This window comes from Aeromonas sp. HMWF014 (assembly GCF_963878295.1).
GTDB classification, from domain to species: Bacteria; Pseudomonadota; Gammaproteobacteria; order Enterobacterales; family Aeromonadaceae; genus Aeromonas; species Aeromonas popoffii.
Window position 1 is genome coordinate 1 of the sequence record NZ_CAWNYS010000120.1, and the last position, 12,830, is coordinate 12,830.

12 protein-coding genes are annotated in these 12,830 nt (G+C 54.6%); 6 read left to right on the top strand and 6 right to left on the bottom strand.

From position 1 onward, the window contains the following. Positions 1 to 595 precede the first annotated feature (595 nt). The 6 genes from AAC083_RS04720 (at position 596) to AAC083_RS04745 (ending at position 6,548) form a co-directional block, all read left to right on the top strand. On the top strand, positions 596 to 1,141 hold the full coding sequence (locus tag AAC083_RS04720; protein WP_108535968.1) for a fimbrial protein: 546 nt from the start codon (positions 596 to 598) through the stop codon (positions 1,139 to 1,141). 100 nt (positions 1,142 to 1,241) lie between these two features. After that, positions 1,242 to 1,631, top strand: a complete 390-nt coding sequence (locus AAC083_RS04725) for a hypothetical protein (protein WP_108535969.1) — start codon at positions 1,242 to 1,244, stop codon at positions 1,629 to 1,631. 67 nt (positions 1,632 to 1,698) lie between these two features. Then, entirely contained in the window at positions 1,699 to 4,230 is a 2,532-nt protein-coding gene (locus AAC083_RS04730; protein WP_108535970.1) for a fimbria/pilus outer membrane usher protein, read from the top strand. A gap of 10 nt (positions 4,231 to 4,240) precedes the next feature. Beyond that, positions 4,241 to 4,972, top strand: coding sequence for a fimbrial biogenesis chaperone (locus AAC083_RS04735; RefSeq protein ID WP_108535971.1), 732 nt, complete (start codon positions 4,241 to 4,243; stop codon positions 4,970 to 4,972). A gap of 2 nt (positions 4,973 to 4,974) precedes the next feature. Next, positions 4,975 to 6,000, top strand: a complete 1,026-nt coding sequence (locus tag AAC083_RS04740; protein ID WP_108535972.1) for a fimbrial protein — start codon at positions 4,975 to 4,977, stop codon at positions 5,998 to 6,000. A gap of 8 nt (positions 6,001 to 6,008) precedes the next feature. Continuing rightward, positions 6,009 to 6,548: a fimbrial protein gene (locus AAC083_RS04745; RefSeq protein WP_108535973.1), complete on the top strand. Its 540-nt coding sequence runs from the start codon at positions 6,009 to 6,011 to the stop codon at positions 6,546 to 6,548. Positions 6,549 to 6,550: 2 nt separating this feature from the next. Here the strand turns inward: AAC083_RS04745 and AAC083_RS04750 are convergent, their stop codons facing one another. The 6 genes from AAC083_RS04750 to AAC083_RS04775 all read right to left on the bottom strand — a co-directional run. Next, on the bottom strand, positions 6,551 to 7,774 hold the full coding sequence (locus AAC083_RS04750; protein ID WP_108535974.1) for a winged helix-turn-helix domain-containing protein: 1,224 nt from the start codon (positions 7,772 to 7,774) through the stop codon (positions 6,551 to 6,553). Between the two features lie 299 nt (positions 7,775 to 8,073). After that, positions 8,074 to 9,480 (bottom strand): AMP-binding protein, encoded by a 1,407-nt coding sequence (locus AAC083_RS04755; RefSeq protein ID WP_108535987.1) that lies wholly within the window; start codon positions 9,478 to 9,480, stop codon positions 8,074 to 8,076. A gap of 10 nt (positions 9,481 to 9,490) precedes the next feature. After that, a complete protein-coding gene (menC, locus tag AAC083_RS04760; protein ID WP_108535975.1) occupies positions 9,491 to 10,420 on the bottom strand; it encodes an o-succinylbenzoate synthase in 930 nt (309 codons plus the stop codon). Next, the gene (menB, locus tag AAC083_RS04765; RefSeq protein ID WP_108535976.1) at positions 10,420 to 11,280 is read right to left on the bottom strand and encodes a 1,4-dihydroxy-2-naphthoyl-CoA synthase; all 861 of its coding nucleotides are present in this window, start codon (positions 11,278 to 11,280) and stop codon (positions 10,420 to 10,422) included. Before menB ends, menC begins: the two co-directional genes overlap by 1 nt. Positions 11,281 to 11,442: 162 nt before the next feature. Next, entirely contained in the window at positions 11,443 to 12,216 is a 774-nt protein-coding gene (gene menH, locus AAC083_RS04770; RefSeq protein WP_108535977.1) for a 2-succinyl-6-hydroxy-2,4-cyclohexadiene-1-carboxylate synthase, read from the bottom strand. Further along, a partial coding sequence (locus AAC083_RS04775; protein WP_258224602.1) for a thiamine pyrophosphate-binding protein occupies positions 12,206 to 12,830 on the bottom strand: 625 nt, incomplete at its 5' end. The genes menH and AAC083_RS04775, both read right to left, overlap by 11 nt.

Below are 12,830 nucleotides of genomic sequence, written 5' to 3' on the forward strand. Positions count from 1 at the left end.
TGATTACCTGATTACCTGATTACCTGATTACCTGATTACCTGATTACCTGGCGAAGAGGAGAGAGGCTGCCAGCTTGGGCATGGTGTTTATTCTTAGTGAGTTATGTTGGTTTTTTGTTAATTTTATTTGTAATGTGAGGTTGCTGTAAAAATGGCCATGTTGATCGTGAAGTGTATAAAGTGGTTAATTGTTTTTCATTATTTGTAAATGTCGATTTTGTTTTCAAGTTAATGATTTTTAAGTGTTTATTTTTGGATTTATAAAAATCAAAATGTATTTGATGTGCATCAAATGTGTCGTTAATTTGACCGTCAAGCAAAGTTGAATACAGTTGGATTCAGTTTTCTGTACGGATGACATGGATGTGTGTCGTCTTGCAGATGAGAGGTGGCGGGAACTGCCTCTAAATATTGAAAATCGCCTTTGCTTGTTTAACATGCCCGGATAATTGTACTGGTGACCATCTCTCATTAATGAGGCATCGGTCTGCTAACAGTTGCTGAGCAATGATATGGCGGCATCATCGAACATCATGACTCCAGCTTGATCTCGATGATGCCGCATAACAACACACGTTAATGTAGGTATATACGAATGAAAGCTAATAAAATTCTGGTTGCTATGGGTGTTGGTTCCATGCTGCTGTGCGGCTCTGCTGTTGCTGCTGACAGTGCTGGTTCAGGTAAAGTCACCTTTAACGGTGAAATCATCAATGCACCTTGCTCCGTAGACAGTGATTCTGTTGACCAAGTTGTATATTTGGGCCAGATCAGCACCAAGCAGCTGGCCAACGGTGGTGAGTCCGATGAAAAGAATGGGAAGTTCAGTATCAAGCTGCTGAACTGTGACATCACCGAAAAAGATGCCATTAAAGTGACCTTCAGTGGAAACAAAGATAGTTTCGAGCCCAGCCTGCTGGTGATCGGCGGTCAGGCTGCTGGTGCCGGTATCAAGATGATCGCTCCGGGTGGTATTCCCGTTGTTTTGGGCCAGCCTACCGCTGCCTATGGCTTGACAACTGGTGACAACGAGCTGCCCTTCACCGCCGTGCTGAAAGGTTATGCGGTACATGATGATACCAAGAAGCTGATAGCTGGTGACTTCACTGCAGTGACCAACTTTACTCTCTCCTACGAGTAATAGTCTGCCTTAACGTGTGATAAGGGTTGTGGTGGTGAAAACCACCACAACCTCACTCCACTCTCTCTCTTCACATCGGACCTTGATCATGAAGATTTCAATGATGGTGCCAGTGGTGCTGCAGGTGGTGATGATGGCAGGCCCTGCTTGTGCAAATGAGCAGACGGACGGTCTGGCTGAATCAGGTTGCACCCTGGATGAATTGCACAGCATTTCCTTGCAACAGGCACGTCACGGCACGCTGAAATTCAGTGGCTGCCAGACAGGCGGATCTGTGAGGGGGGCATTGTCTCTTATCTCCATGTCAGTGCATGGGGCCATAAGTGACGATCTGGGTATTGTCAGCAATGGACAATACCACAAGGTATCGGGTGAGCGTTTTATTGTCTCGGATATTGTCAATGGTGATATGGAATTCAATATCAGTCTGAATGGCAGCCAAATAGTGTATCCAAATAATACGGCACTGTTCGAACTTAGTTATATGTAAGCAAGCCGATTGCTTAGTGTAGATACCTCATTATGTGAGACCGTTATGATATCCCTAGAGTGAAATTATGAGCGTTGCAACATCAAACTCTGTTAGAAAATTTTATCTAAAAAAAGCTTTTATGCTATGCGTGCCGTGCCTGTTGGTAATGGGTAATAACGCATTGGCAGAAACGGAGTTTAATATTGATGCGCTTGATGTGGATGAGCGAACCAAGATAGATCTTTCCCAGTTTGCGGATGCCGGCTATATCATGCCTAGCGATTACTATCTTGAAATTGAGGTCAACAAGAACAAGTTGCCACTCCAGAAAATCCCTTTTTATGAAGTGGAAGATGGCAAGGGAAAAGGCGGCGTCGCCTGTTTGCCACTGGATATTGTGCCCAGAATGGCACTGACGGATGAGGCCATCGCCAAGATAGATACCTGGCATCAGGGCCAGTGCGCCAACCTGCTGGCGCTTGATGGGGTGGTTATTTCCAACGATATCGGTAATGGACTGCTCAGAATTGCAGTCCCGCAGGCATGGATGAAATACAGTGATCCCAACTGGATTCCGCCCGAGCAGTGGGACGTGGGCATTACCGGTCTGATGCTGGATTACAATATCAACGCCCAAGTCAATGAAGGGAGCGACTATGCCAATAACAATATCAGCAGTTACGGTACCCTGGGGGCAAACTATGGCGCCTGGCGCCTGCGCGGCGACTATCAGGCAAGCTCCTATTGGGGTGATGATGAGCGGTCGTCAGCCGAGCTGAACCGCATTTATGCCTATCGTCCGCTATCGCACATGGCCGCCAAGTTGACGGTCGGCGAACAACAGCTCAACTCCCAGCTTATCGATGGATTTCGCTATACAGGCGTGAATCTGGCCAATGATGAACGCATGTTGCCCCCGAGCTTGCAAGGGTATGCCCCCGAGGTGAGCGGCATTGCCAAGACCAACGCCAAGGTCACTATTTCCCAGTCTGGCCGCGTCATTTATGAGACCAACGTGCCTGCCGGCCCATTTCGCCTCCGGGGGTTGGACAGTTCGGTGCGCGGCAGGCTCGAGGTGCGGGTAGCGGAGCAGGATGGCAGTGTCCACTCCTTTCAGGTGGATACCGCGACAGTGCCCTATCTGACTCGTCCCGGCTATGTCAGGTATAACCTCTCGGTCGGGGCACCCTCCGAGCGGAGGAATTCGACCCATGATGTCCATGGTCCGGGTTTCGTGACAGGGGATTTCTCATGGGGGGTGGCGAACTCCTGGTCGCTTTATGGTGGCAGTATGGTCGCTGGCGAATATAACTCCATGGGGCTGGGGATTGGTCGAGACCTGTATGCGTTTGGCGCAGTCTCTGCTGACCTGACCCAATCCATTGCGAAATTGCCGAGTATGTCCACCAAGAGTGGCCAGTCATTTCGGTTGAACTATGCCAAGCAGTTCGATGAATACAACAGCGCCATCAGCTTTGCGGGTTATCGTTTTTCCCAGCATGACTTCATGACCATGTCGCAGTTCCTGAATAACAAGGACCGACTGGAAAGGAATGAGTCAGCCGCCAGTGACGATTACAAAACCTGGGGAGACAAAGAGCTATATACCATCACTGCCAACAAGACATTCTGGGCCGATGATGCGGCCAAGGCATTGACTGTGTATCTGGATTACACCCATAGAACCTATTGGGATCATGAGGCGGAAAATCGTTACGGTCTGTCAATAAACAAGAGTGTGAATATTGGCACTTTCAAAAATGTCTCTCTCTATTTGTCTGCCTACAAGACCAAGACTGAGAATTATGAGGATGACAAGAGCGTTATGCTGACGGTCAACATGCCGATTGGGGACAGGAAGAGCGGGGGATACAGCGTGCAGTCTTCCAATGGCAAGGTCACCCACCTGGCAACTTATCAGGATTACAGCCGGCCGGATGATACCTATCAGCTGGGGGCTGGGGTGCAAAGCAACGGTCATGCCGTCGCTCGCGGCTACTACAGCCACAACAGCGATATAGGTACCGTCAACCTCAACGCTTACAGCGTACAGAGTGAGTACACCTCGCTGGGGGCAAGCATGCGGGGTGGCCTGACAGCGACCGAACATGGGGCCGCCCTGCACCAGGCAAGCAGACGCGGTGGCACCCGCATGATGGTGGATACCGACAAGGTGCCTGACGTCTCTTTCAACAATGGCCGTGCTGTTACCAACCGGTTCGGGGTCGCAGTGATCAGCGACATGACCGACTATCGCAAGAGCGATACCCGGATAGACGTAGATCAGCTGAGCGATGACATAGATGCCATGAATGCGATCAAGCAAGGTACGCTGACCGAAGGTGCAATTGGTTATAATGCCTTTGAAATTGCTCAGGGTTTCAAGCTGTTGGCGAGTGTAACATTGCCTGATGGCGCCAACCCTCCTTTTGGGGCAACCGTCGTCAAAGAGTCCGGGCGAGTCATTTCAGTGGTGGATGAGGATGGCCTCATCTACCTGACGGGGGTCAAGCCGGATGAATCCTTTGATGTGTCCTGGGGTGGTGCTCGTCAGTGCAAGATAGTGGCGCCGCACGAAGTAACCGATCTGTCGATGAAGACTCTCACTTGCAAGTAATGGGATACCGATGAAAAAGCTGCTCTCTTTTACCTGTCTGGCCGTGCTGGGCATGACGTCAATCAATGCCAGTGCCGCCATAGTGCTGGATCGTACCCGTGCCGTGTATCCTGGTGGTGCCAAATCCATCAGTCTCAATATCAAGAACGAGAGCCAGAAGTTGCCTTATCTGGCACAGGCCTGGATGGAAGATGCCCAGGGGCAGAAGATCTCTTCGCCTTTCGTGGTGCTGCCACCGGTACAAAGGGTCGATGCCAATCAGAAGTCGATCGTCCGGATTGCCAGCGTGCCAGCCATCGATGCGCTGCCCAAGGATCGTGAATCTATCTATTATTTCAACCTGCGCGAGATCCCGCCCAAGAGCGAGAAGAGCAACGTGATGCAGATCGCGGTACAGTCCAAGATCAAGCTGTTCTACCGCCCCGAGGCCATCATCCCGGAGCGTGGTGCCGTCTGGCAGGATCAGGTGACGATCACCAAGCAGGGCACGACCCTGAAGGTCAATAACCCGACCCCTTACTACATCACCTATGTCGGTCTGGCTCATCCGAAGGGCAAGGAAAAAACCGCCATCAAGGGCTTCTCGGCGTTTATGGTGTCACCCAAGTCGGAGATGAGTGCCACAATTCCCGAAGCCTTGCCGGATCAGTTCATTATCAGCTACGTCAATGACTACGGCGGATATATGGATATCAAGTACCAGTGCGCCGACAATGCCTGTAAAGCCATAAAGGGGACATGAACATGGTATTTCGTGCAGGCCTACTTGTAGTCATATTTTTGTCCATGCCAGCGTTAGCCATTAATGGTGAGGTTAGGGCAGCCACAAAAACCTATGACATTGAGCTGGCAAGGGAAGATATAGCCAACCAGGAGAATGCAACGAAAGAATTTCGATGGGATTTGAATGGTACTTACCCTGGTACGGCATTCTGTCCTGCCCAGGACATTATCAATCAACCAATCTATTACAAAGCAGTCATGAGTGCAGGGTTACCCAACGTTGGCGGTGGTTTCGTCAAGTTGAATGAATTTCTGGATCTCAAGGTTGATATCTGGATTGAAGGTAGTCGTCAGGCATATGTAACGGCCCCCTTTAGTGAAGAGTCCAATCAGGGTAGGTTCACCTGCTATAAGAGAAATGGCTCTGCAGATTTTGGGTTTAGAAGTGGTAGCAAGGGAAAAGTGACCTTCCGCGTTCGCAAGCCAATTATCAATGGTGTGCAAATTTCTGACCATGAGATAGTTGAGATGTTTGGTCGATTGGGTAAAACCGATGTTGGCTTCAATAATGATGTTATGTCAAGAATAGTCATCAGGTCTTCAGTGCTTTATGTGCCAGAAAAATGTACTATTAATGGCGGTCAGTTAATAGAAGTTGAATTTGGTGATCTACCAGGGGGGGGGTTGGATGGCAATAATTATGAAAAAACAGTCCCGCTAAACTTTGTCTGTAGCGGCGGGGTGTTTGATAAAGATGCATCAATGAAAATAAACTTGGCTATCTCTGGCAAGCCGGTTTCTTTTGACTCAAATTATTTGAGAACCACTCGAGATGGTTATCAGGGTGGAAATGCCATTAATAACCTGGGTATAAAATTCAAGCAACTGGACGGAACGCCTCTCAACCTGAATGACTGGTATCCAGTGTCAATGCAGGGAAATATCGGTGACTGGGGTTTTATTGCGGCACCTGTCAGTCCTGCCGGTGTTGAAGTCGAAGCCGGTGATTTCTATGCGACCGGTACGATCGTTGCGTCATTTCAGTAGGAGGAGGTATGTTGCGCTTAGTCTATTTCGGGTTGCTAATTATCCCTTTGTGGGTCAGTGCTGCGGCTGACGACCTTGAACTCCTTGGCGGCGAGCTCAACCTCCATGGCCGAATTATTGCCCAACCCTGCGTCATCTCTCCCGAATCGGCCGATCAGTCGGTCGACCTGGGGGTGGTTGACGTCAGGGCTCTCTACTCGGCAGGTACCGGGGAGGAGGTGAAATTTTTTATCCGTCTCACCAACTGCAAACCCGGTATTTTCCGCATGGCCAAGGTGACCTTCAGCGGTACTGCAGACCCGCAGATGAGCGGTGCCTTGGCGTTTTCTGCCGGTTCCGCCAAGGGGGCCGGGATCAGGCTCTATAATGCCGCTCAGACCAAGCTGGATTTGGGCACTGCTTCTAGCGGCTATGCATTGGGTGATTCAACGGAAAATGAACTGCTGTTTTACGCTCGGGTTGAGGGCCACCCGAAGGCGATCGCCGACAAGAATATCACGCCTGGGGATTATACCGCGGTGGCTAACTTCATTGTCTCCTATGAATAACCTCAAAGCTCATTACGCTGGATGACATTTAAATTCCCTCTGCTGGGCCAAGAGATAACACCCCCCATATAGCTGGAGAGATATATCCCGTCTGGCAACTTAATAAATAGCAACTTCTGTTTGGGTGGGGTAAGGGCAGCCACCAGGGTGGCGACCATGCCATTGCTGGTCAATGCTTTCTGGTCGATAAAATTGACGATGGTATTCTTTATCTCGACCGCAATATCACCCTGATCCCGCTCTATATTGCCAACGGAATCCAGATTAAACAGGGTTTGTCCCTGATGATCGGTTGCTATCACAGTGGCCACCACAATTTCTCTGTTCATGGCAACCATGATTTTGCTTTTTCTGGCGATTTCGACCCAGTTATCCGGCGCTTGGCAATTGCTGTGATATCTGACAGTGGTATTTGGATAGTGATAGTAGTTGTGGGAAACGTTTTCGCCCTGCAATGCCATGGTATTAATGACGCACTGCAGCTCCTCAGCGACGGAATGGCCGGCTCTCAGTAGGAAGACATTAGCTAACAACTCTTTATTTTTATTATCAATAGAGAAGTAGCTGATAGCTTCCTTTCCGATGAGAATGGAAACACGCTCCTCTTCATTGCGCGGCACTTTTTTAACAAGCGGTGCCAGCATATCAATCTTCAATTTTAATGCATTCTCAGTCTCGCTGGTCGTAGAGAGAGAAACGTGGCCGAGATTAATCGTTCTAAGGGTATTTTTATTGCTGTAACGATAAATAAGCGCTGCCAGCGAGCAGGCCACCACAATCAGCAGTGCAACCAGCATAATGCGCTTTGGGCTGAAATAGCGATCGGATTTTCTGCGAGAGTATTGTCGTCTGGCCCGCGGTGAGTCCCCTGACGTTTCTGCCCTTGCCTCCGTATTCTCAGCCTCCCCGGTGACCTCAATGGGTGCACAGAAGATATAACCTACCCTGGGAATGGTATCAATTGCATCCAGTAGGCCAAATGATTCCAGTTTTCTCCTCAGGGAGAGGATCTGTCTATTAAGGTTGGTGTCAGTATTGTCCTGATTTGGCCACAAGGCTTCCTGCAGTATGTTTCTGGGAATGACACTGCCAGCCTCCTCACACAGCATGTCGAGGAGCTCGGCCTCTTTGTTACTGAGCTTGATGTCTTTTTCGTTCTTTGAGAGCCTGAATGTTGCAGCGGAGAAATAGATATCCTCTGAGATTTTATAAATTTTGTTACTCATGTGTGACTCACCTTACTGCCAAGGCGTGCATTTTACCACCATGTCGCAGTTGTTCAAATAACGCCAAATTAACAATTTCTTTTACTATCAATCAATTATGTCCCCATCGAAGTGCTGGGCGAGTGACATGGTACTACAGTCGATTAACTTGGTTCAAAAATGCCCAAAAAGATGACCATTTATGTCATCGTTCTCACTCAGGATGAAGGCAGGGGATAATGTTGGCCTTGAGCGGGGTTTCTCTTCAATAAGGTGTGAATCGACGGCACCAACTGTATCGGAAATTGTCGTATGACGCCTTATTGTTTGAAGATAGATGGCTGATATGGTTTTCGTTGTGGCTTGAGAGCCCCGCCCATGTCGGGCCAGGGTTGCCAGAGGTCCGGCACCATAAAGCCGGGCAGGGTTGCGCGGATCCAGGCGGCGAGCTCCGGATAGGGCACAGGCTCGCCGTGCCAGTCGATGAAGGCGGCGGGGCGTTGCCCCCACTCGTCGTTTGGCATGGGCACCACCAGTGCCTGCGCCACGGCGGGATGATCCACCAGCCGCTGCTCTATGGTTTCGGGCTGTATGTTCTCACCCCCCGAGATAAACAGGTTGTCGATCCGCCCCTCTACCACCAGCTCGCCACCGGCGCTGAAATGCCCCTTGTCGCGGGTGTGAAACCAGCCAGCCTCGTCAAGTGGCCGCTCCAGCATGCCCTCCTGGAAATAGCCGGCAAACAGGGTGTCACCGCGCACGCAGATCTCATCTTGCTGAATGCAGACTTCCCGCCCCGGCAGCGGTTTGCCAACCACGCCAGCGGCGGTCGGCTGGCCGGTGCAGACCTGGCTGCCCATCTCGGAGAGACCATAACTCGACTTGGGGGTGAACCCCATGGCCGCGAGGCGAGCAACCAGCGGCTGCGGGATGGCGGCACCCCCGAGCAACAGCTCGCGCAAGCGGGTACGAGCGGGGTCAAAGCCCTCTGCCAGCAGGCGCCAGAGCTGGGTCGGCACCAGTGAGAGATGGGTGATGGGCAAGTGTTCGAGGCGCGTCTTGAGGGGCTGGCTGCGATCGTCCAGTACCAGGCTGGCGCCCGCCAGAAAGACCCGGAACAGGATGGCGTAGCCACCGATGTGAAACAGCGGCAGGGAGAGCAGCCAGCCACACTTCTCATCCAGTGGGAGCAAGGAGGCTGAGCCTCGCGCCGAAGCCAGGTGATTGGCGAGGCGATGCACCACGGCTTTCGGTGTGCCGCTGGAGCCCGAGGTGAGGATCATATTGTTGAGCCGGGCGGGATCCAGCGGCCAGGGCTGATCGGCTGCCGCCAGTTCAGTGTTGAAATCCAGCCGTAGTGGGCACCAACTTCCAGCCGGAATGTCGTCGGCCGACCAGAAGGCGGCCACAGCCAGCTGCTGCGCCAGTTCGGCCTGTCTGGCTGCTGGAAAGGCGGGGTTGAGCGGGCAGAGGACGATGCCGCTACGCACGCAGGCCCAGGCCAGCAAGACGTCCGGCAGGGCGCCGCGTACCACGGCAGCCAGCCGGTCGCCGGCTTTCAAGCCAGCGATCTTTAGCTGCCGGCACAGGCTGTTGAGCCGTGCATCCAGCTGCTGATAGCTGAGGGGGCTGTCTGTGTGGATGGCAATGTGCTGGGGTGATGCATGTGCCCAGTGACGCACCGGGCAGGGCTCCAGGGGGGCGTGATGGTCAGATGTCGGCAGCATGAAGGCCTTTTCAGTCACGGTGAAACAGGGGCTCCAGCAGGCCAGGATCGGGTTTACCTTGCTGGTCCAGCAGATCGCTTGCCAGCCAGCGTTTGGTGTCCAGGCCCGGCGCCTGATCCGGTGCCCACTCACCTGCGAGACGGGCGAGCTGGCCGAGGCCGACCCCGGACTCGAAGCAGGAGGAGACGACCACTTTCAGGCGCAGCTCGCGGGCGCGGGCCACCAGTGCCTCGCTGTTGGCTAGCGAGCCGAGCAGCATGGGCTTGAGCACCAGGGCTCTCAACTGCGGGATCGGCTCCCAGGATTTACCCTGTGCCAGCAGTTCGTCGATGGCCACCGGCATGCCGGTGCGGCTCGCCACGAAGGCGATGTCGTCAAAGTTGGCGCAGGGATCTTCCAGATACTCAATCCGGTTTGGATCCAGGTGACCGCAAAAGGCCCAGGCCTCCTCGCGGGTCCAGCCCTGGTTGGCATCCAGCACCAGCTTGAGGGTGGGGATGCGATCGCACAGCAGGCGGATCAGCGCCAGCTCGTCACGCATGGGATAACGGGCCACCTTCAGTTTTGCCTTGCTGGGTGTCTGGTGCAGCCAGTTCTTCCAGTGTTTGAGCAGCTCCTGAGGGGAGCCTTGAATGAGGGGATAAGGCTCGGGCAGTGCCGCTGTCTGTTCCGGCCAGACCCGCCGAGCACAGTCCAGACCAAATTGCACCGAGGGCAGCAGGGGCGCGATGGGCAGCCCCTGAGCCAGCTGCTCCAGACAGCCGAGGGCCTCGGCTTGCGCCTCGGCCAGGGTCTCTCTGGAGAAGCCAGGCAGGGGGGCAATTTCCCCCCAGCCGTCGTTGATGCGCACCAACAGCCCCTCTCGCGCCACCTCCACCTTGCCGTGAAAGGTCAGTGGCTGGGTAAAAGGCAGTAGATAGCGATACAGGGCAAGTGTCATCAGGGGTTCCGCTTGTATTTGGAGAAGTCGGGACGGCGTTTCTCGTTGAACGCGTTGCGCCCTTCCTGACCCTCTTCGGTCATGTAGAACAGCATGGTGGCATTGCCCGCCAGCTCCTGCAAGCCCGCCTGGCCATCACAGTCGGCATTGAGGGCCGCTTTCAGGCAGCGCAGCGCCATCGGGCTGTTCTGCAGCATCTCGCGGCACCAGCGCACGGTTTCGCGCTCCAGTTCGGCCAACGGCACGACTGTGTTGACCAGACCCATGTCGAGGGCTTGGCTAGCGTTGTACATGCGGCACAGGAACCAGATCTCGCGGGCCTTCTTCTGGCCGACGATACGGGCCATGTAGGAGGCGCCCCAGCCGCCGTCGAAGGAGCCGACTTTCGGACCGGTCTGGCCGAACTGGGCGTTGTCGGCGGCGATGGTCAGGTCGCACATCATGTGCAGTACGTGGCCACCCCCGACCGCATAACCGGCCACCATGGCGACCACGGGTTTCGGGCAGGTGCGGATATCGCGCTGGAAGTCGAGCACATTGAGGTGATGGGTGCCCTCGTCATCCCGGTATCCACCGTAGTCGCCCCGGATCTTCTGGTCGCCACCGGCGCAGAATGCCTTCTCGCCAAAGCCGGTGAGTATGATGGTGCCGATATGATCGTCATAACGGGCATCGGCCAGCGCCTGCAGCATCTCTTTCACGGTGCGGGGGCGGAAGGCGTTGCGCACCTGAGGGCGATTGATGGTGATTTTGGCAATGCCATCGCCGGACTTGTGATAGAGGATGTCCTCGTAACCGGCGGAGCAATCGCGCCACTCGACAGGTGCGTACAGTTCCGCTTCCGTCATTGCCTCAATCATGTTGTTTTCCTTCTGGTCTGGTCGTACTCAGATTGAGCAATCGCGTCATCTGAACGGGGGCATACAGTTCAGCTTTCGTCATTGCGTCCATCATGTGCACGCTCTTTTTCTTGTTGGTGATAAGCCCGCAATGCCGGCTCAGGTAAATTGTGTTGTGCCGTGTTATGGCGTACTCGCAATCCAGTCGCGCAGGCACGAGGCAAATCGATCGGGCTGGCTGGCGTGCAGATTGTGGCCGCCATCCAGTGTCAAGTGATGGATATTGCAGCCCTGCTTCACCAACTGGCAAGCCAGCTGATGGAATTTGTGATCCCGGCTGCCGGAGAGCCAGCTCACCGGCAGCCGGGCTCCGACCAGCGGTTTTGCTCTTAGCCAGGCGGCGAGATCCGGCTGCTGGCCCAGCGAGGTGGCGCGCAGCATGGCCGCGATAGCGTGGCCCTCGTTGCCCAAACGTCTGGCGATCTGGCGGGCGCGGGCCGCTTCGTCGAGATCGGCGAAGACCCCTTGTCGATACCAGTCGGCCAGCACGGCGGCCAGCGGTTCGCGCTCGAAGCGCCGGGCCCAGCACTCGTCGTGTTCGATGCGAGCGGCCCGCTCGGCCAGCGGCAGGCCGGGATGGCAATTTTCCAGCAGCAGGGCCTGCAATCCGGCAGGGGCTCGACTGGCGTGATAGAGGGCGAGCCGCCCACCCAGCGAATAACCGGCCAGTCGGTACTGCGCGATGCCGAGTGCCTTTAGTGCATCGCAGAGCCACTGATGGGTCTGCTCGAAGCCGGTCACGCTCAGCCCCCGGTTGTTGCCGTGACCCGGCAGATCCAGCGCGTGGCAATCTACTCCAGGCAAGGCTTCGATCACTGGCTGCCAGTCGCGGCCATCGCCGAGCAGACCGTGCAGCAGTACCAGAGGCAGTTCCTGGCTGTTCGGGTTAGAGGCCACGAATAGCCGCCCCCAGTGCTTTCAGATCTTCGGCCACCTCGCTGCTCGGTACCTTGATTTCAATCAGAGTTACTTTCTTTTCCAACGGCGGGTTTTTCAGGGCTGCGCCGTAGGCCTGCTCGAATTCAGCCAGCGTGGTTGGTGCCCGATAATGGAGGCCGAACATGGCGGCGGCCTGCTCGAAGTGCAGGCCGTGGGGCAAGCAGTAGTAGGTCTCCAGCAGCCGATCGCCGGTGGGCACCGGCAACATGCGAAAGATGCTGCCGCCGTCGTTGTTGAGCAGGATCACCACCAGCGGTCGGCTCGATTTGCCGAGCAGGGCCAGGCTGTTGAGATCGTGCAGGGCGCTGAGATCCCCAATCAACAGGGTCGTCGGCTGGTCGCTCGACTGGGCGAAACCATAGGCGCTGGCGATGAGGCCATCGATGCCGGAGGCACCGCGGTTGGTCATCACCCGGCTCGGTCCCTTGCCCGCTTCGCCGAGCATGTCCATCAGCCGGGCCGGCATGCTGTTGCCAACGAACAGCTGACCTTGAATGAGGGAGCCCAGCCGATGGCAGACACCGAGCTCGGAGAAGCGATCGCAAGCGCTGCGGATCTGGCGGGTGGCACTC